Annotated in this window: 16 protein-coding genes; 11 read left to right on the plus strand and 5 right to left on the minus strand. The window is 73.6% G+C overall.

Going from position 1 to position 18,696, the window contains the following annotated elements:
- The first annotated feature begins 89 nt into the window (after positions 1-89).
- From AB0J04_RS22200 to AB0J04_RS22215, 4 genes are all read left to right on the plus strand, one after another.
- Positions 90-1,190 (plus strand): betaine/proline/choline family ABC transporter ATP-binding protein, encoded by a 1,101-nt coding sequence (locus AB0J04_RS22200; RefSeq protein ID WP_363170264.1) that lies wholly within the window; start codon positions 90-92, stop codon positions 1,188-1,190.
- Positions 1,183-3,003, plus strand: coding sequence for an ABC transporter permease/substrate binding protein (locus AB0J04_RS22205; protein ID WP_363170265.1), 1,821 nt, complete (start codon positions 1,183-1,185; stop codon positions 3,001-3,003). Before AB0J04_RS22200 ends, AB0J04_RS22205 begins: the two co-directional genes overlap by 8 nt.
- A gap of 416 nt (positions 3,004-3,419) precedes the next feature.
- Positions 3,420-4,022, plus strand: a complete 603-nt coding sequence (locus AB0J04_RS22210) for an XRE family transcriptional regulator (protein ID WP_363170266.1) — start codon at positions 3,420-3,422, stop codon at positions 4,020-4,022.
- Positions 4,022-4,759, plus strand: a complete 738-nt coding sequence (locus AB0J04_RS22215; RefSeq protein ID WP_363170267.1) for a helical backbone metal receptor — start codon at positions 4,022-4,024, stop codon at positions 4,757-4,759. The genes AB0J04_RS22210 and AB0J04_RS22215 overlap by 1 nt, the downstream gene beginning before the upstream one ends.
- Here AB0J04_RS22215 and AB0J04_RS22220 read toward each other — a convergent pair.
- Positions 4,659-5,795 carry a TDT family transporter gene (locus AB0J04_RS22220; RefSeq protein ID WP_363170268.1) on the minus strand — a complete coding sequence of 379 codons (1,137 nt, stop codon included), beginning with the start codon at positions 5,793-5,795 and terminating at the stop codon, positions 4,659-4,661. The two genes, AB0J04_RS22215 and AB0J04_RS22220, sit on opposite strands and share 101 nt — an antisense overlap.
- A 70-nt stretch (positions 5,796-5,865) precedes the next feature.
- Here AB0J04_RS22220 and AB0J04_RS22225 point away from each other — a divergent pair, with 70 nt between their 5' ends.
- Positions 5,866-6,840: a LysR family transcriptional regulator gene (locus AB0J04_RS22225; protein ID WP_363170269.1), complete on the plus strand. Its 975-nt coding sequence runs from the start codon at positions 5,866-5,868 to the stop codon at positions 6,838-6,840.
- Positions 6,841-6,944: 104 nt separating this feature from the next.
- Here the strand turns inward: AB0J04_RS22225 and AB0J04_RS22230 are convergent, their stop codons facing one another.
- Both AB0J04_RS22230 and AB0J04_RS22235 read right to left on the minus strand, forming a co-directional pair.
- Positions 6,945-7,697 (minus strand): gamma-glutamyl-gamma-aminobutyrate hydrolase family protein, encoded by a 753-nt coding sequence (locus AB0J04_RS22230; protein WP_363170270.1) that lies wholly within the window; start codon positions 7,695-7,697, stop codon positions 6,945-6,947.
- Positions 7,698-7,780: 83 nt separating this feature from the next.
- Positions 7,781-8,527 (minus strand): FCD domain-containing protein, encoded by a 747-nt coding sequence (locus AB0J04_RS22235; protein WP_363170271.1) that lies wholly within the window; start codon positions 8,525-8,527, stop codon positions 7,781-7,783.
- Between the two features lie 95 nt (positions 8,528-8,622).
- Here AB0J04_RS22235 and AB0J04_RS22240 point away from each other — a divergent pair, with 95 nt between their 5' ends.
- From AB0J04_RS22240 to AB0J04_RS22250, 3 genes are read left to right on the plus strand one after another with little or no spacing between them, the layout of a single operon-like run.
- On the plus strand, positions 8,623-9,993 hold the full coding sequence (locus AB0J04_RS22240; protein WP_363170272.1) for a glutamine synthetase family protein: 1,371 nt from the start codon (positions 8,623-8,625) through the stop codon (positions 9,991-9,993).
- An 11-nt stretch (positions 9,994-10,004) separates the two neighbouring features.
- Positions 10,005-11,378 carry an aldehyde dehydrogenase family protein gene (locus AB0J04_RS22245; RefSeq protein ID WP_363170273.1) on the plus strand — a complete coding sequence of 458 codons (1,374 nt, stop codon included), beginning with the start codon at positions 10,005-10,007 and terminating at the stop codon, positions 11,376-11,378.
- Between the two features lie 8 nt (positions 11,379-11,386).
- Positions 11,387-12,169, plus strand: coding sequence for a 3-oxoacyl-ACP reductase (locus AB0J04_RS22250; RefSeq protein WP_363170280.1), 783 nt, complete (start codon positions 11,387-11,389; stop codon positions 12,167-12,169).
- Positions 12,170-12,175: 6 nt separating this feature from the next.
- Here the strand turns inward: AB0J04_RS22250 and AB0J04_RS22255 are convergent, their stop codons facing one another.
- On the minus strand, positions 12,176-13,378 hold the full coding sequence (locus tag AB0J04_RS22255; protein WP_363170274.1) for an amino acid deaminase/aldolase: 1,203 nt from the start codon (positions 13,376-13,378) through the stop codon (positions 12,176-12,178).
- 283 nt (positions 13,379-13,661) lie between these two features.
- On the opposite strand from AB0J04_RS22255, the gene AB0J04_RS22260 reads away from it, so the two are divergent.
- The gene (locus tag AB0J04_RS22260) at positions 13,662-15,482 is read left to right on the plus strand and encodes a hypothetical protein (protein WP_363170275.1); all 1,821 of its coding nucleotides are present in this window, start codon (positions 13,662-13,664) and stop codon (positions 15,480-15,482) included.
- Positions 15,479-16,696, plus strand: a complete 1,218-nt coding sequence (gene mycP, locus AB0J04_RS22265) for a type VII secretion-associated serine protease mycosin (protein WP_363170276.1) — start codon at positions 15,479-15,481, stop codon at positions 16,694-16,696. Before AB0J04_RS22260 ends, mycP begins: the two co-directional genes overlap by 4 nt.
- 17 nt (positions 16,697-16,713) lie before the next feature.
- Here the strand turns inward: mycP and AB0J04_RS22270 are convergent, their stop codons facing one another.
- A complete protein-coding gene (locus AB0J04_RS22270) occupies positions 16,714-17,715 on the minus strand; it encodes a serine hydrolase (RefSeq protein WP_363170277.1) in 1,002 nt (333 codons plus the stop codon).
- Between the two features lie 150 nt (positions 17,716-17,865).
- Here AB0J04_RS22270 and AB0J04_RS22275 point away from each other — a divergent pair, with 150 nt between their 5' ends.
- A complete protein-coding gene (locus tag AB0J04_RS22275) occupies positions 17,866-18,609 on the plus strand; it encodes an SseB family protein (RefSeq protein WP_363170278.1) in 744 nt (247 codons plus the stop codon).
- Positions 18,610-18,696 lie beyond the last annotated feature (87 nt).

Raw genomic sequence — 18,696 nt, forward strand, 5'->3', positions numbered from 1 at the left:
CAGCCCGAGGTTGCGCTTTCAACTGTTTGCTGTTGCCGAGCGCTCCGTTCCCTGTCCCGACGTTCTCCGTCCCCGATCGAGAGGTACGCGTGTCTTCCAGGCTAGAGGCCGAGCATCTGCACAAGGTGTTCGGCAGACGACCCCAGCAGGCGGTCGAACGACTGCGCGCCGGAGCCGACCGGGAGGAGCTGCGCGCCGACGGCACCACAGCCGCCGTCATCGACGCCTCCTTCACGGTGGAGCCCGGCCAGATCTTCGTCGTCATGGGCCTGTCGGGATCCGGGAAGTCCACCCTGCTGCGCATGCTCAACGGACTGCTGGAGCCGACCGCCGGCCGCGTCCTCTTCGACGGGCAGGACCTCACCGCCCTCGCCGACCGCGAGCTGCGCGCGGTCCGGGCGAACAAGATCAGCATGGTCTTCCAGCACTTCGCGCTCTTCCCGCACCGCAGCGTCCTCGACAACGCCGCCTACGGCCTCGCCGTCCAGGGCGTACCCCGCCGCGAACGCGAGGAGCGCGCCGCCGAGGCGCTGCGGCTGTGCGGGCTGGCCGGCTGGGAGAAGTCCTGGCCGGACGAGCTGTCCGGCGGCATGCAGCAGCGCGTGGGCCTGGCCCGCGCCCTCGCCACCGACGCCGACCTGCTGCTGATGGACGAGTCGTTCAGCGCGCTGGACCCGCTGATCCGCCGTGACATGCAGGACCAGCTCCTGACGCTCCAGCAGACGCTGAAGAAGACCATCGTCTTCATCACCCACGACCTCAACGAGGCCATGCGGCTGGGCGACCGCATCGCCGTCATGCGCGACGGCCGCATCGTCCAGACCGGCACGGCGGAGGACATCCTGATCCGCCCCGAGAACGACTACGTCGCCTCCTTCATCCAGGACGTCGACCGCTCCCGCGTGCTGACCGCCTCCGCTGTCATGGACACCGACGTCCGCGGCGACGAGGCCGACTGCGACTGCCGGACGGCGACCCCCGACACCCCGTTCACCGCCCTGTGCGCGCTCAGCGCCCGGCTGCCTCACCCGGTCGCCGTCCTGGACGGGAAACGGGAGCTCGTCGGCGTCGTGTCCCGGCAGCGCCTCGTCGGCTGCATCGGCGAGAGCGACGGTGGCGAAGGCGCGGGCGAGGCGATCGCCTGCGAGGGTTCGCAGGCCGACGGGAGGAAGGTGACCGCCCGTGCCTAGGCTGCACCTCGGCGACCGGGTCGACTCCGGCGTCGACTGGCTCGTCACCCACCTGTCCTGGCTCTTCGACGCTGTCAAGGCGGTCGTGGAAGGCATGTACGACGGCATCGACGCCGTCCTCACCGCCCCCGAGCCGCTGCTCCTCGCCGGCATCCTCGCGGTGCTCGCCTGGTGGCTGCGCGGTCTCGTCGCGGGCGTCCTCGCCTTCGCCGGATTCGCCCTGATCGACTCCCTCGCCCTGTGGGACGACGCCATGTCGACGCTGTCCCTGGTGCTCGTCGCCACGATGATCGCCCTGGTGGTCTCCGTTCCGCTGGGCATCTGGGCGGCTCGTTCCAAGGCCGTCAGCGCGACCCTGCGGCCCCTCCTGGACCTGCTCCAGACGATGCCGTCGATGGTCCTGCTGATCCCGGCCATCCTGTTCTTCGGCATGGGCGTCCCCGCGGGCGTCGTCGCCACCCTGATCTTCGCGCTCGCCCCGGGCGTCCGGATGACCGAGCTGGGCATCCGTCAGGTCGACCCCGAACTCGTCGAGGCCGCCGAGGCGTTCGGGACGTCACCCCGCGACACCCTGCTGCGCGTGCAGCTGCCGCTCGCGCTGCCGACCATCATGGCGGGCGTCAACCAGGTCATCATGCTGGGCCTGTCGATGGTCGTCATCGCCGGCATGGTCGGCACCGGAGGCCTCGGCGGCGCCGTCAACGAGGCCATCGGACAGCTCGACATCGGCCTCGGCTTCGAGGCGGGCCTCGGCATCGTCGTCCTCGCCGTCTACCTGGACCGGATGACCGGCGCCCTCGGCGCCCGGATCTCCCCGCTCGGCCGCCGGGCCGCCGCCAAGGCCCGCGGCACGGTGTGGACGTACCGACCGCGCCCGGTCGTCGCCGTGGTCGGCGTGGTGGTCCTCGCCCTGGTAGCGGGCGGCATGAACGTCTTCGGCTCGGCTTCCTCTTCCTCCACCGCCGCGTCCTCCGGCTCGGACGTCGGCAAGGGCCGGGAGATCGAGATCGGCTACATCCCGTGGGACGAGGGCATCGCCTCCACCTTCCTCTGGAAGGAACTCCTGGAGGAACGCGGCTTCGAGGTGAAGACCACCCAGTACGCGGCCGGCCCCCTCTACACCGGCGTCGCCACCGGTCAGATCGACTTCCAGACCGACGCCTGGCTGCCCACCACCCACGCCGAGTACTGGAAGAAGCACGGCGACCGGATGGAGGACCTCGGCTCCTGGTACGGCCCCACCTCCCTGGAGCTCGCCGTCCCTTCGTACGTGAAGGGCGTCGACTCCCTGGCGGACCTGAAGAGCCACGCCTCCGAGTTCGGCGGCAAGATCACCGGCATCGAGCCCAGCGCCGGAATGATGGGCCTGCTCAAGGACAAGGTCCTCAAGGAATACGGCCTCGACGGCTCCTACACGGTCGTCGACGGCTCCACCCCGGCGATGCTCGCCGAACTCGAGCGGGCCTACGCGGCGAAGAAGCCGATCGTCGTCACGCTCTGGTCGCCGCACTGGGCGTACAGCGACTACTCCCTCAAGAAGCTGAAGGACCCCCAGGGCGCCTGGGGCAAGGGGGACGGCGTGCACACCCTCGCCCGCGAGGGCTTCGCCGCCGACAACCCCGAGGTCGGCAAGTGGCTCAAGGACTTCAAGATGACCGAGGAGCAGCTCACGGGCCTGGAGGCGCGGATCCAGAAGGCCGGCAAGGGCAAGGAGCAGGACGCGGTCCGGACCTGGCTGAAGGAGAACCCGTCGTTGCTCGAGAAGTGGGTACCGGTGGCGGATTCGGGGCAGGAAAGCCGAGCGGCCCGGTGACCTGACAGCACCGCGACCGTCCGACGAGGGGCGGGCACCGACGCAAGGCCTCCACGGCCTGCGACGGGGCCCGCCCCTCGTGCTCCCTGCGCGCCCCCCGTGCGCCCATGGCAAGGATCCGGCCAACCACAGAGAGCTACGCCCAGGCCCGAGCCGAAGTCGCGGCGAAGCCGGGGACGAGCGGGAACACTCACGGCCGTTCGCGCATTGAACCGGAAAGGCGGAGGGCGGGCCGACGCCCGGCCTCTCCGGGCAGTGATCGACTGGCGCGATCTGTGAGGTCCGGTGTCACGCCGTGTGTCCTCGATGTGACGGGCCCATGAAACGGTTTGCCGAACATGCGTAGGGTGCAGAGAACTCAAGAGGACTTGGCGGAACAGTCAGGGCGACAGCGAGCGAAGGAGGGAGCCGGAGCGATGGGCGACCACAAAGAACAGCCCCTGCGGGTGGGCGCGGCCGTGCGGCGCCGGCGCCGTTCCCTGGAGCTCACCCTCGCCGTCGTCGCCGAGCGCAGCGGCCTGTCGGTGCCGTTCCTCAGCCAGGTCGAGAACGACCGCGCGCGGCCCAGCACCAGCTCCCTGGAGAAGGTCGCCGACGCCCTGCGCACCACGGCCGTCGAACTCCTCGCCGCCGCCGATCCGGCGTGCAGCGTCGACGTCGTACGCGCCGAGGTCACCGAACAGGGTCCGGGCGCCGGACCGGTCCCGGCCCCGGAACCCCGCTCCCGTTCCCTGGTGCGCGGACACCACCAGATGCACGCCTCCGAGTTCACCGGCGACCACGACGCCGGCCGTGAATTCCAGTACCGCAACGACCAGTTGATGTACGTCGCCGACGGCGCGGTGGAGATCGAGGCGGAGGGCCGCGCCTACCGCCTCGGCCGCGGCGACACCCTGTACCTCACCGGCGGGGTCCGCCACCGCTGGCGGGCGACCGTGCCGGACACCCGGGTGATCGTCGTCGCGGTGGCCGAGCACATCGAGGCGGTACGGGACCGCGACCGGGGCCGGAAGCGCTAGTGCGGATCGTCTCGTTGGTGCCGTCGCTCACGGAGGCCGTGGCCGTCTCCGTGCCCGGCGCCCTGGTCGGCGCGACCGACTGGTGCACCCACCCGGCGGACCTCGACGTCACCCGGATCGGCGGAACCAAGAACCCCGACGTCGACCGGATCGTCGCCCTCGCCCCCGATCTGGTGATCGCCAACGAGGAGGAGAACCGGGAGCCGGACCTCGCCGCGCTGCGCGCGGCCGGCCTCGACGTGCTGGTCACGGAGGTTCGGGACGTCCCGCAGGCCTTCCGCGAACTGGCACGCGTGCTCCGGGCCTGCGGGGCGCCCGCGCGCCCGGGCTGGCTGGCGGAGGCGGAGGAGGCATGGGCCGCGCTGCCCCGTCTCGCCGAGCACGACCGCCGCACGGCCGTCGTGCCGATCTGGCGCCGCCCGTGGATGGTGCTGGGCCGCGACACCTTCGCCGGGGACGTGCTGGCCCGCCTGGGCGTCGACCACCACCACGCCGGGCACGCCGAGCGCTACCCGCGGATCCCGCTCGACGAACTGCGCGCGGCCGCACCGGACCTGGTCGTCCTCCCGGACGAGCCCTACCGCTTCACCGCCGACGACGGCCCGGAGGCCTTCCCCGGCCTGCCCTGCGCGCTCGTCAGCGGACGGCACCTGACGTGGTACGGGCCGTCGCTGGCCGAAGCGCCGAAGGCGCTGGGCGAGGCGCTGGCCGAGGCGCGGCGAGCAGCGCACCGCTGAGCAGCCCGCGCGCGGTGTGCGCGGCGACGACCGTCCAGGCGGCGACGAGGACGCCGTACAGCGCGCAGGCGAGCACCTCGTAGACGACCAGGTCGGTGTGCCGGGCCAGCGCCGCCGCGCCGGTCGCACAGGTGCCGACCGGGAAGGTGAACGCCCACCAGGTCATCGCGAAGCGCATCCCGTGCCGCCGGGCCCGCACCAGGTGCGCGGTGGCCAGGGCGAGCCAGAGCAGCGCGAACCCCATGACCGGCACCCCGTACAGCACCGCGAGCACGGCGAGACCGCGGCCGACCGGCCCGGAGACGACCCCCGGAGCGAAGTGCGCGAAGTTCCCGACGGCGGTGGTGGACTGCCCGAGCGGGCCCAGGACGAGGAAGAGGGTCGGGGTGAGCACGAGGGGCAGCGGCCCGCCCGTCAGCAGCCGCCCGAACACCGACGGCAGCATGGCGAACGTGGCGAGCAGGCTCAGCCCGAACAGCGCGAAGCACGCGAGCAGCAGGGTCTGCCGTGGCTGCCCGGCCGGCAGATACGGCACCAGCAGCGGCCCGAGCGCGGCCGACACCATGGGCGCGACGAGCGGCAGCAGCCACACCGGCGTGGCCTGAGCGGCCTCCACCCGATGGCGTACGGCCATCAGATACGGGACGGCGACGGCGGCCACGAGCCCGACGACCGTGCCGGCGCCGAACAGCACGGCGTCCAGCGCGACCGCGGCCCGGACGCCGATCCAGTCCCGGCCGACGGTGAGCGCGCCGCCCCCGACCGCGAGCAGCGCCATCGCCAGGCAGCCGTAGAACGGGGCCGTCGCCGGGTCCAGGAGATGGGTGCGGGCCTGGTCGCGGTGGTGACGCCAGTGCAGGGCGCGGGCGGCGAGCAGGGCGAGCAGCAGGGCGAGGGAGAGCGCCCAGAAGGCCGCGCAGAGCGTCCGCAGCCCCGGGAGCCGGACCGGGAGGGCGGCTCCCGCCGTGCCGACGATCGCGGTGCCCATGACGGTGGCGTACCAGTTCGGGCCGAGGTGACGGACGGTGGTGACCATGACTCCACGGTCGCGTGGGGCCGCGTCCGCGACCAGGGAGGACGACTCTATGGGGACATAAACTGGGCTTATGGGCAGCGAGGAGAGCGTGACGAGCGCGGGCGGTGCGGCCGGTGCGGCCGGTGCGGAGGAACAGCGGCCCGGCGGCGGCGGTGGCTCGATCGCGCACCGCGTCCCGGACCTGGGCGCGCTGGAGCTGCTGCTGGCCGTGGCCCGGCTGGGCAGTCTGGGCGCCGCCGCGCGCGAGCTGGGCATCACGCAGCCGGCCGCGAGCAGCCGGGTCCGTTCCATGGAACGCCAGCTCGGGGTGGCCCTGGTGGACCGCTCGCCGCGCGGTTCCCGGCTCACCGACGCCGGCGCGCTGGTCACGGACTGGGCGCGGCGGATCGTCGAGGCGGCGCAGGCGTTCGACGCGGGCGCGCAGGCGCTGCGCGACCGCCGGGACTCGCGGCTGCGGGTGGCGGCGAGCATGACGATCGCCGAGTACCTGCTGCCCGGCTGGCTGCTCGCACTGCGGGCCGGCCGGCCGGACACGGCGGTGTCGCTGCTGGCGGGCAACTCGGCGGCGGTGGCCGAGCGGCTGCTGACCGGGGAGGCGGACCTCGGCTTCGTGGAAGGGCTGACGGTGCCGCCCGGCCTGGACTCCGCCGTGATCGCCCACGACCACCTCATCGTCGTCGTCGCGCCCGCCCACCCGTGGGCCCGCCGCCGACGCCCGCTGCCCGCGTCCGAGCTGGCGTCCACGCCGCTGATCCTGCGGGAGGAGGGCTCGGGGACCCGCCAGGTCCTCGACACGGCGCTGGGCGGTCTGGCCCGCCCCCTGATCGAGCTCTCCTCGACGACGGCCGTGAAGGCGGCGGCGGTCAGCGGGGCCGGCCCGGCGGTGCTGAGCGAGCTGGCGGTCGGCGACGAACTGGCGCTGCGCCGCCTGGTCGACATACCGGTCGAGGGAGTCTCCCTGGCCCGCGACCTGCGCGCGGTATGGCCGACGGGCCACCGCCCGACGGGCCCGGCCCGGGAACTGCTGACGCTGACCCGGGGGTAGGGCGGCTCACCCGGGGGTAGGGCGCGCGGACTCTCTCGCGCCGGTCACAGCATTCCAGCCCGTCTGGGGGTGCCCCCTCCAGGGGAGTTCGAGGCCGAAACCGTTCAGGCCGAAGGGGGTCCGGCGGCGCGCAGGCCTGGCGGCACGGCGACCCTCCGCTCGGGCCGCGGGCGGGAAGCCGCCGTGACCAGGGCGTGCATGACGCGGACGTCCTCGCCCATCTCCGGGTGCCACTGCACGCCCAGCACCCAGCCGGCGGACGGCAGTTCGACGGCCTCGACGGTGCCGTCCGCCGCGTACGCCGACGGGACCAGGCCCGTGCCGAGGCGGTCCACCGCCTGGTGGTGGTAGGTCGGCACGGGCGTCTCCTCCTCGACGACCTCCGCGTACAGCGTCCCGGGGACCGGCTTGACGCGGTGGTGGCCGAAGACGCCGACGACCTCGGCGTGTCCGCCGATGTGCTGCGTGAGGGTGCCGCCGAGGGCCACGTTCAGCAGCTGCATGCCGCGGCAGATGCCGAGCAGCGGGACGTCCGCCGCCAGCGCCGCGTCGATCAGGGCCAGCTCCCACGCGTCCCGCTGCGGGGCAGGCGCCCCGGTGCGCGGGTCGGGCTCGGCGCCGTAGCGGACCGGCTCGACGTCGGGGCCGCCCGCGATCACCAGGCCGTCCAGGCGGGCCACGGTCGCCGCCGCGTGCTCGGGCGCGTCCGGCGGGAGCATCGCGACCAGCCCGCCGGCCCGCTGCACGAGCCGTGGGTACCCGGCGGGCAGCAGCGCCGCCTCCAGCTCCCACACGCCCCAGCGCGTCCCGGACTCCAGATACGTGCTGACGCCGATCAGCGGCCTGCCGCTCGCCATGCGCTCTCCCGCCCCTCAATGGATCGACTCAAGAGATCGACTCAATGGACTTCATGCATACCTTTAGCTTCGCATGGTCGACCTCACGTCAGGAAGCCCCTGAGCAGGGCCGCCGTCCCCGCGCAGTGCTCCCGCATCATCTCCCGCGCGCCGTCCGCGTCCCCGTCCAGCACCGCCTCCACCAGCGCGGTGTGCTGCCGCTGCGAGTGCTCGAGGTTGCGGACGAGCAGCGGGATGCAGTCGAGCAGGTCGTTCACCGTGGCCCGGACCGCCGCGTACCGCGCGGTCAGCGAGGGGGAGCCGCACAGCTCGGCCAGGGTGAGGTGCAGCATCGTGTCCAGGCGGCGGTAGTCGGCCAGCGGCGCGTCCGCGGTGGCGGCCAGGGCCTCGCGCAGCCGCACCGCCTGCTCGTCGGTCAGTCCGTGCGCGGCGCACAGCCCGGCCGCGCCCACCTCCAGCACCTCGCGGAAGCGCAGCACGTCCTCGATGTCGGTCGCCGCGATCCGCCGCCGCAGCTCGTCCTCGCCGTCGGCGTCCGCGCGCGGCAGCGCGCGCGGCAGCACAAACGTTCCGCCGTACCGGCCCCGGCGGGACTCGACCAGCCCCTGGTCCTGGAGGACCTTCAGCACCTCGCGCAGCGTCACCCGGCTGATCCCGAGCCGCTCCGCCAGGTCCCGCTCCGCCGGCAGCCGTTCGCCCCCCGGTACCAGGCCCAGCCGGACCACCTGGAGGATCTGCTCCAGCGCCTCCTCGAAGCCGTTCCCGGCCCGCACCGGCCGCAGCACCGGCGTCAGCCGGTCGTCCGGTCCGCCGTCAGCGTCCACCGACATCTGGCCGTGCCCCCTTCCCAAGCAATGGTTCTCCGCAATACCTTATGGCTCCCGGCCGCCCCAAGCAGCCGAGGAAGCCGAAGGAGGCCGTCCCCGTGGCAGACCGCACACCCCCGCTCGGCGTCGAGGAGCTGCACGCCCTCGTCGCGAGCGGTGAGATCGACACTGTCGTCCTGGCCTTCCCCGACATGCAAGGGCGGCTCCAGGGCAAACGGTTCGCCGCCGGATTCTTCCTCGACGACGTCCTCCAGCACGGCACCGAGGGCTGCAACTATCTCCTCGCCGTCGACACGGAGATGAACACCGTCGACGGATACGCCATGTCCTCCTGGGAGCGCGGCTACGGCGACTTCGCCATGCGCCCCGACCTGGCCACCCTGCGCCGCGTGCCCTGGAACGACGGCACCGCCATGCTGATCGCCGACCTGACCTGGAACGACGGCTCGCCCGTGGTCGCCGCCCCGCGCCAGATCCTGCGCCGCCAGCTGGAGCGCCTCGCCGAGCACGGCTTCACCGCCCAGGTCGGCACGGAACTCGAGTTCATCGTCTTCAAGGACAGCTACGAGGCCGCCTGGGACGCGAACTACCGCGGACTCACCCCGGCCAACCAGTACAACATCGACTACTCGGTCCTCGGCACCGGCCGCATCGAGCCGCTGCTGCGCCGCATCCGCAACGAGATGGCCGCCGCCGGCCTCACCGTCGAGTCCGCCAAGGGCGAGTGCAACCCCGGCCAGCACGAGATCGCCTTCCGCTACGACGAGGCCCTCGTCACCTGCGACCAGCACGCCGTCTACAAGACCGGCGCCAAGGAGATCGCCGCCCAGGAGGGCGTCTCGCTGACCTTCATGGCGAAGTACAACGAGCGCGAGGGCAACTCCTGCCACATCCACCTCTCGCTCACCGACGCCGACGGCACGAACGTCATGGCCGGCACCGCCGACGACCCCGGCGGCATGTCCGCCGTCATGCGCCACTTCCTCGCCGGACAGCTCGCCGCGCTGCGCGACTTCTCCCTCCTCTACGCCCCCAACATCAACTCCTACAAGCGGTTCCAGCCGGGCTCCTTCGCCCCCACCGCCGTCGCCTGGGGCTACGACAACCGCACCTGCGCGCTGCGGATCGTCGGCCACGGCCGCTCCATGCGCTTCGAGAACCGGCTGCCGGGCGGCGACGTCAACCCGCACCTCGCCGTCGCGGGCCTGGTCGCGGCCGGTCTGTACGGCATCGAGCAGAAGCTCGAGCTGCCCGAGGCCTGCGCGGGCAACGCCTACGCCGCCGACTACGCGCACGTCCCCACCACCCTGCGCGAGGCCGCCGAGCTGTGGTCCGCCAGCCCGATCGCCGGGGCCGCCTTCGGGGACGAAGTCGTCGCGCACTACGCCAACATGGCCCGCGTCGAGCTGGCCGCCTTCGACGCCGCGGTCACCGACTGGGAGCTGCGCCGCTCCTTCGAACGCCTGTGAAAGGTCACCCCGTGTCCGACCCGCACGAACTCGTCGTCCTCAACCCCGCCACCGAGGAGGTCGTCGCGACCGTCCCCGCCGCCACCGAGGCCGACGTGGACGCGGCCGTCGCCCGCGCCGCACGGGCCCAGACGCACTGGGCCGCGCCGGCGCCCGCCGACCGCGCCCGGCTGCTGCGCCGCTTCGCCGACGTCGTCGACGCGCACGTCGAGGAACTGGCGCAGCTGGAGGTCCGCGAGGCCGGTCACCTGCTCGGCAACGCCCGCTGGGAGGCCGGCAACGCCCGCGACCTGCTGCTCTACGCGGCCGGCGGCGTAGAACGGCTCCTGGGCGGCCAGATCCCGGTCCCCGGCGGCTGGAACGTCACCTTCCACGAGCCGCTCGGCGTGGTCGGCGTGATCGCCCCCTGGAACTTCCCCATGCCCATCGCGGCCTGGGGCTCCTTCCCGGCCCTCGCCGCCGGCAACGCGGTCCTCCTCAAGCCCGCCGAGACCACCCCCCTCACCGCGCTCCGGCTGGCCGAACTCGCCCTGGAGGCGGGCCTGCCCGAACACCTCTTCCAGGTCCTGCCCGGACACGGCGCGGTCGCCGGACGCGCGCTCGTCGACCACCCGGGCGTGGCGAAGATCGTGTTCACCGGCTCCACCGGCACCGGCCGCGAGGTCATGGAACGCTGCGCCCGGCAGGTCAAGCCGGTCACCCTCGAACTCGGCGGCAAGAGCCCCAACGTCGTCTTCGCCGACGCCGACCTGAAGCGGGCCGTCGACCCGTTCTCCTTCCTCGACAACTCCGGCCAGGACTGCTGCGCCCGCACCCGGATCCTCGTCCAGGAGTCGGTGTACGACGAGGTGGCCGACCACCTGGCCCGCGAGCTGTCCGCCGTGGTCGTCGGCGACCCGGCCGACGCGGCCACGACGATGGGCCCGCTGATCTCCCGCCGACAGGTCGACCGCGTACGGTCGTTCGTCCCGGACGACGCCCCGGCGCTGCGCGGGACGGCCCCCGAGGGCCCCGGCTTCTGGTTCCCGCCGACCGTGCTCACGGGCGAGGCCTCCGACTCCGCCGCCGCCCGCGAGGAGATCTTCGGACCCGTCGCGGTACTGCTCCCCTTCACCGACGAGGCGGACGCGATCCGGCTCGCCAACGACACCCCCTACGGCCTCTCCGGCTCCGTCTGGACCCGGGACGTCGGCCGCGCCCTGCGCGTCTCGGGTGCCGTGCGGGCCGGCAACCTGTCCGTCAACTCCCACTCCAGCGTCCGCTACTGGACCCCGTTCGGCGGCTACAAGCAGTCCGGCGTCGGCCGTGAGCTGGGACCGGACGCCCTGACCGCCTTCACCGAAACCAAGAACGTCTTCATCAGCACGGAGGGCCCCGCACAGTGAGCGAAGCAGTGACCGAAGCAATGGTGTGCCGTCGTCTCGTCGGCCGCACGGCCGTCATCACCGGAGCCGGCAGCGGCATCGGCCTCGCCACCGTGCGCCGGCTCGCCTCCGAGGGCGCGCACGTCGTCTGCGGCGACGTCGACGAGGCCCGCGGCAAGGCGGCCGCCGAGGAAACCGGCGGGATCTTCGTGAAGGTCGACGTCACCGACCCCGAGCAGGTCGAGGCGCTGTTCAAGACCGCCTTCGACACCTACGGCAGCGTCGACATCGCCTTCAACAACGCCGGCATCTCGCCGCCCGACGACGACTCCATCCTGGAGACCGGCCTGGAGGCCTGGAAGCGCGTCCAGGAGGTCAACCTGACCTCCGTCTACCTGTGCTGCAAGGCCGCCATCCCCTACATGCGCCGCCAGGGCAAGGGCTCCATCATCAACACGGCGTCCTTCGTGGCCAGGATGGGCGCGGCCACCTCCCAGATCTCGTACACGGCCTCCAAGGGCGGTGTGCTGGCCATGTCCCGCGAGCTGGGCGTGCAGTTCGCCCGGGAGGGCATCCGCGTCAACGCCCTGTGCCCCGGGCCGGTCAACACCCCGCTCCTCCAGGAGCTGTTCGCCACGGACCCGGAGCGCGCCGCCCGCCGTCTGGTCCACATCCCGGTGGGCCGGTTCGCCGAGGCCGAGGAGATCGCCGCCGCCGTGGCCTTCCTGGCCAGCGACGACTCCTCGTTCGTCAACGCCAGCGACTTCCTGGTGGACGGCGGGATCTCCGGGGCGTACGTCACGCCCCTGTAGGCCGCGTCAGAGGAACGTGTGACCCTCGCCCCGATAGGTCGGCACGGTCGCCGTCACCTCGTCCCCCTCGACGAGGTGCAGCACGTCGAACCGCTCGCACAGCTCACCGGCCTTCGCGTGCCGGAACCACACCTTGTCGCCGATCAGCAGATCGTCGGCGGGGGAGCCGAGCAGCGGCGTCTGCACCTCGCCGGGCCCCTCCTGCGGGTCGTAGCGCAGCCCCTCCGGCAGGTAGGGCACCGGCAGCCGGTCGGGCCCGGCCGCGCCGGAGGCCGGATAGCCGCCGCCGAGGACGGTCACGATCCCGACCCCCGGCCGCCGGACGACGGGATGGGCGAACAGGGCGGCCGGACGCCCGCTGAACGACGTGTAGTTGTCGAACAGCCGCGGCACGTACAGCCCCGACCCGGCCGCGATCTCCGTGACCGCGTCCTCCGCGGCGGTGTGCTGCACACTGCCGGTGCCGCCGCCGTTGACGAACTCCAGATCCGGGACGACGGCCCGCACCGCGCGCACCACCGCGGCACGCCGCTCGGCGAGCTCCCGGCGGGCGGTGGCCTGCATCAGCCGGATCGCCCGGGACCGGAAGGGCCGCCCGGCGAGGGAGTCGCCGACCCCGGCGATATGACCCTCGTACGCCATGATCCCCACGAGCCGGAAGCCGGGCCGTCGGGCCACCGCCCGCGCCACGTCGGCGACCTGGGCGGGGGAGTGCAGCGGCGAGCGCAGCGCGCCGACCCGCAGCCGGCCGCCGAGCAGCTTCAGCGAGGTGTCCAACTCCAGGCAGACCCGGACGACTTCGCTCCCCGCGCCGCGCGCCGCGTCGATCAGGTCGAGCTGGGCGACGTCGTCGACCATGACGGTGACGGCCGCGGCCAGCTTCGGGTCGGCGGCCAGTTCGGCGAAGGCGGTGCGGTCGGCCGACGGGTACGCGAGGAGGATGTCGTCGAAGCCCGACCGCGCCAGCCACAGCGACTCGGCGAGGGTGAACGACATGATCCCCGCGAAGCCGTCCTTCGCCAGGACGCGTTCCAGCAGCGTCCGGCAGCGCACGGATTTGCTGGCGACCCGGATCGGCTTCCCGCCGGCCCGGCGCACCAAATCCTCCGCGTTGGCGTCGAAGGCGTCCAGGTCCACGAGGGCGAGAGGGGCGTCGAGATGGGCGGTGGCCCGGTCGTAACGGGCCCGGTCGGCGGCGCGCGCAGTCATGAACGAAGCCTGCCAGACAGGATTACCGCAGGGTAGGGGGACGTTCCGGGCAGAAGCCCCGGGGGCCGCGGACCGGTTCCCGTTCGGCCGACGACAAGCCGTAGAGTGACGCGCACGCACGGAGGAACGGCTCAGGCCGGGCGCCCGCTTCGGGATGCCGGTCCTCCTGTGCGGGTATGCGTGCCCGGAACGGACCGTCGTGTCCGCACCGGGACCGCCCGGGCACGAGATTCGAGGCCCGCGTAGGAGAACGACGGCCCGGGGACGAGGAAACGGGGGGCGCATGAGCACGGAAGAACTCCGCGCCTCGGTCCCCCGACGCCCGGACGTGCCTCCCCGCCCCGGCGTCCCGCCCCGCCCCACGACCCCGCCCCGCCCGCCCGAGCCGCCGACGGCGGGCCCGGACCCGGACCCGGACCCGGACCCGGACCCGACGGACGACGTGGCTGACCCGACCGACGCTGCGAACGCCTCGCCCTCCCCGGACCCGGCTCGCCCGGTTCCCCCCACCGCCTCCCGCTTCTTCGGCCTGCGGGCCCAGCACACGGACGACATGACCCCGCCCCCGCCGCCCGCGTCGGCCCGCTTCCCGGACATCCCGCCGCGGCCGAGCCGCCCCGCCTCGACCCCGCGACACGACGACGCGGGGACGACGCCCGGCCGAGCCGAAGAGCGCCCGTCCACCCCCAAGGTCCCGCGCCCCACCCCGCCCCACGACTTCCGCCGCGCCCCCCGGACCCCCCGCCCAGCCGCATCGAGCGGCCCGGCTCCCACAGGCCCGCCGCCCGTGGCCCGCCCCGCAGCCGCGCCCGGCCCCGGTGCGACCGTCCCTGAGGAGCCGCGCTCGCCCCGGTGGGAGGGTTCGCGCGCCGCCGGTCCGGACGCGTCCCGTCCGTCCGGTGTGCCGCCCGAGGCCCGTTCCGTCGGCTCCGACGGTGCGTCCGCCGCCGATGCCGACAGTGCCTGGACGCCGCTGCCCCGCGGCTGGGTGCCCGCGCCGGGACCGACTCGCCAGGAGGCGGAGGCGGAGGCGGAGAGCGTCCGGGCCGGACAGAGCGGCGACGCGGCGACGGTCCCCGGGACGGACGAGGGACCGGCCTGGACTCCCGCCGCGGCCCTGCTGCGGCCCGACTTCACCGTGCCCCGCGTGCCCCCGGTGCCCTCCGCGCCCCCGACGCCCCCCGTGCCCGAGGCCCGACGGCGGTCCGACACCGCCCCGGACAAGCCGGGCGGACCCGATCCGGCCCTCTCGTGGAGCGCTCCCATGGCCCCGGGCGGTACCCTCGGCGCCACCCGGCCCGTGGTGACCTTCGCGGAGCCCGAGGGGTTCCGCGACAGGCCCCGGACCCGAACCAGAAGGGGACGCAGCGCCGCGGCGGCCGTCGGCGTCGTCCTCGGACTGGGCCTCATCGGCGGTGCCGTGACGGGCAGTTGGCTCGTCGGCGACTCCGAGGAGGGCGGCGAGCGCAGCTCCTACACCGCCGCCGCCGGCCTGTGGCACAACGTGCCCGTCGACCAGCTCTTCCCGCTCACGGTCGACGGACAGGGCGCCGGACCCGGCGGTGCCGACCGCACCTGGACGCGGATCGCCGTCGCCCCGGACAGCGGCTGCGCCGACGCCTTCGACCCGCTGCTGCTCAAGGCCTTCGCCGCGGTCGGCTGCCAGCGGCTCCTGCGCGCCACCTACACCGACGCCACCCAGAGCTATGTGACCACCGTCGGCCTGCTGTTCACCGACGCCGACGCGGCCGCCATGCGCGCGCTCGACACCCGCTTCTCGAAGGAGGGCCTGGCAGAGCGGGCCGACCTGATGCCCCGCCCATACGCCGCGAAGGACACCGTCGCAGCCGCCTTCGGCGACAAGCAGCGCGCCGCGTGGACGGTCTCCGTCCTCACCGACGCACCCGTCGTCGTCTACGCCGTCTCCGGCTGGGCCGACGGCCGCACCGTCGACACCCCGCAGCCCGCCCCGCAGGCCACCGCCACCGGCGCCACGACGGCCCCCGCGCAGGCCGGCCTCGGCAACGAGGCGCAGGGCCTCGCCGACCGTATCGAGCGTGGCCTGCGCAAGACCGCCGCCACGCCCTCGGAGCAGCCCTCATGAGCACCCGTACGACCCGTACGACTCCTGTCCGCGCCGCCCGCAGGGCCGGACTCCTGTGCTGCCTCCTCGCCGCCGCCGTCGTCCTCGCGCCGAGCTCCACGGCCTACGCCGACGGCATCCGCGCCCAGCAGTGGGCCCTGGAGGCACTGCACTCCCAGGAGGCCTGGGAGACCACCAAGGGCAAGGGCATCACCGTCGCCGTCCTGGACACCGGCGTCGAGGCCGACCACCCCGATCTCGCCGGAAACGTCCTCACCGGCAAGGACATGGTCGGCTTCGGCGCGAAGCAGGGCGATCCCGCCTGGGCCCACCACGGCACCGCGATGGCCAGCATCATCGTCGGTCACGGGCACGGCTACGACAACGCCGACGGCGTGCTCGGTATCGCCCCGGAAGCGAAGGTCCTCCCCGTCCGCGTCATCCTCGAGGACGACGATCCGCAGCGCACCAAGGCCCGCAACACCCGCGGCAACGCCCTCGCCGAAGGCATCCGCTGGGCCGCCGACCAGGGCGCCGACGTCATCAACCTCTCCCTCGGCGACGACTCCGCCTCCGCCCACCCCGAGCCCGCCGAGGACGAGGCCGTCCAGTACGCGCTGAAGAAGGGCTCGGTCGTCGTCGCCTCGGCCGGCAACGGCGGTGAGAAGGGCGACCACATCTCCTACCCGGCGGCCTACCCGGGCGTCATCGCCGCGACCGCCGTCGACCGCTACGGAACCCGCGCCTCGTTCTCCACCCGCCGCTGGTACGCCACGGTCAGCGCGCCCGGCCAGGACGTCGTCATCGCCGACCCGGACCACAAGTACTACCAGGGCTGGGGGACCAGCGCCGCCTCCGCGTACGTCTCGGGGGCGGTGGCGCTCGTCAAGGCCGCCCACCCCGGCCTGACCCCGGCGCAGATCAAGAAGCTCCTGGAGGACACCGCCCGCAACGCCCCCGCCGGCGGCCGCGACGACTCCCGGGGCTACGGGTTCATCGACCCCGCCGCCGCGATCAAGGAGGCCGCCGACCTCAAGCCGGAGGGCCTGCGCGCCGCGGCCTACGGCGAGCGGTACTTCGGCGCCGGCCCGGACCAGCCCAAGGCGGAGGACCACACGTCGAGCTGGGCGGGCCTTCTCGCGGGCGGCGCCGGGGGAGTGCTGCTGGTGACGGCCGTCGTCCTGTGGCGCGGCCGCCGCGAGCCCGACCCGCACGAGGCCTTCGAGCCGCTCTAGCGGGCCGGCCGCAACGATTACTCGGTGGCGGACGCCGAAGTCGAAGAGGTCTCGTCGGTGAACACCGACATCGCAGCCCGGGCCACCGACTCGACCAGCGAGATCCCCGTGGCCTGCGTCGCGTTGCCGTTCGACAGCACGGCCACCAGGTAGTCGTGGCCGTCGGCGGTCACCCGCCCGATGCTGTTGATGTCCCACAGCGTGGTCGTGCTGCGCGGCAGCCAGCCGTTCTTCAGCGCCCACGAGGACCCGTCGGACGCGGCCGAGACACCCCAGTGCTGGTCGACGGCTATCTGCCCCATCAGGCCCTGGAGGTAGCTCCGCGAGGCCTCGCTCAGCACCGAGTCGTCCCCGAACACCTGCCGGAGCAGGGTGAGCTGGTCGGCGGCCGTGGTCTGGGTCAGCCCCCACAGCATGTCGTCGCCGCCCTGGGTCCGCGTCAGCCCGAACGACTCGTTCGCGGCGTCGAGCCCCTCCGCCTTGCCGATGATCCGCCACAGCTCCGACGCCGAGACGTTGTCGCTGTTCTCGATCATCGCGGTGGCGTACGACTTCTCGGCCGTCGTGAGCCGGCGGTCCGCCTGCTGTGCCTGGAGCAGCAGCGTCGCCAGGATGTCCACCTTGACGATGCTCGCCGTGTCGAAGGCGCCCGTGCCGTAGGCGGCGCTGTCCCCGGAGTCCATGTCGAGGACGGCCACGGACACGGCCGCGTCGTCCGGCACGATCACCGACCTCATCGCCGCCGCCAGCAGCGCGTCGTGGTCCGGCTCGGGCACCGCCACGGTCTCCACCGTCACCTCCTCGCTCCCCGCCCCGGACGCCGAGGCCGAGGCCGAGGCCGACGGTGTCGGAGAGGACGACGATACGGCTCCCGTGCGCGCGTGCGCCTGTGCCTTCACATAAACGGTCCCGCCCGCCGTCGCACCCAGGACGGCGGCCGTGGCGAGCGCGGTGTACAGGAGCGGACCGCGCCGGGAGGGGCGAGCGCGGCGGCTGCGACGTGCTCTGGAAGACTCCATGCCCGTGATGGTCGGGGCCCCGACTGTGCACGCCGTTAGACGGACGTTAGAGGCGTGTCAGGGAACGCTGAGAATCCTGTGAAAGTCGTCACCGTCGCGTTTCGGTCCCCGCACAAGCCCAGCAGCATCCCCCCGATAAGGTCGACGACCGTGGCGAACAAGAACATTCCCGACTCCGGCTTCTCCGACGACGACGGCTCCGCCGATCCCCGGCTGAGCGCGGCGCTCGCCGCCTGGGCGCAGGACCGCACCGCCGTGGGCCCGGTCCTCGCGGCCCTCAAGGGCGCCCGGCTGCTCGTCCCCGTGGTGGCCGTGCTCGGCGAGGTCGAGGAGGACGAGAACGGGCTGCGCCGCGAGAAGAGCAGCGACATGGCCGTCCCGACCCTGAAGGCGGGCGGCCGCACCGCCCTGCCGGCTTTCACGTCCACCGACTCGCTCGCCCGTTGGGACCCCGAGGCCCGCCCCGTCGCCGTCCCCCTGCATCAGGCGCTCCAGGCGGCCGCGCACGAGAAGGCCGACACGGTCGTCCTCGACCTGGCCGGGCCGGTGGCGTTCGAGCTGACCGGGCCGACGCTGCTGGCGCTCGCCGAGGGCCGCACCTCGACCGACCCGCTGGCCGATCCGGCCGTGGTGGCGGCGGTCCGGGCCGCGGTGGCCGCCGAACCGGAGGTGCTCAGCGCCCACCTCGGGCCCGGGCAGGCCGACGGCACCCTCGCCCTCGTCCTCGACCCGGCGGCCGTCCCCGCCGAGGCCGCCCGGTCGGTGGCCCGGCGCCTCGCAGCCGACGACACACTGAGGGCCCGCCTGGTGCGCGGCCTCGACCTGGCACTGCTGCCGGCCGGGACGACGCCTCCGGGCGAGCCCCTGTATGTGAAGAACTCCGTGAAGAGCTAGTGCCGCGGCAGGCAACGTTCGCCCCGTCGCGACGCCCGGCACGCACTCTCGCCGCACCGGCCGAAAGCCCAAGTACGTCCAGTACGA

It is taken from the genome of Streptomyces sp. NPDC050263, assembly GCF_040655955.1.
In the GTDB taxonomy this organism is placed as follows: domain Bacteria; phylum Actinomycetota; class Actinomycetes; order Streptomycetales; family Streptomycetaceae; genus Streptomyces.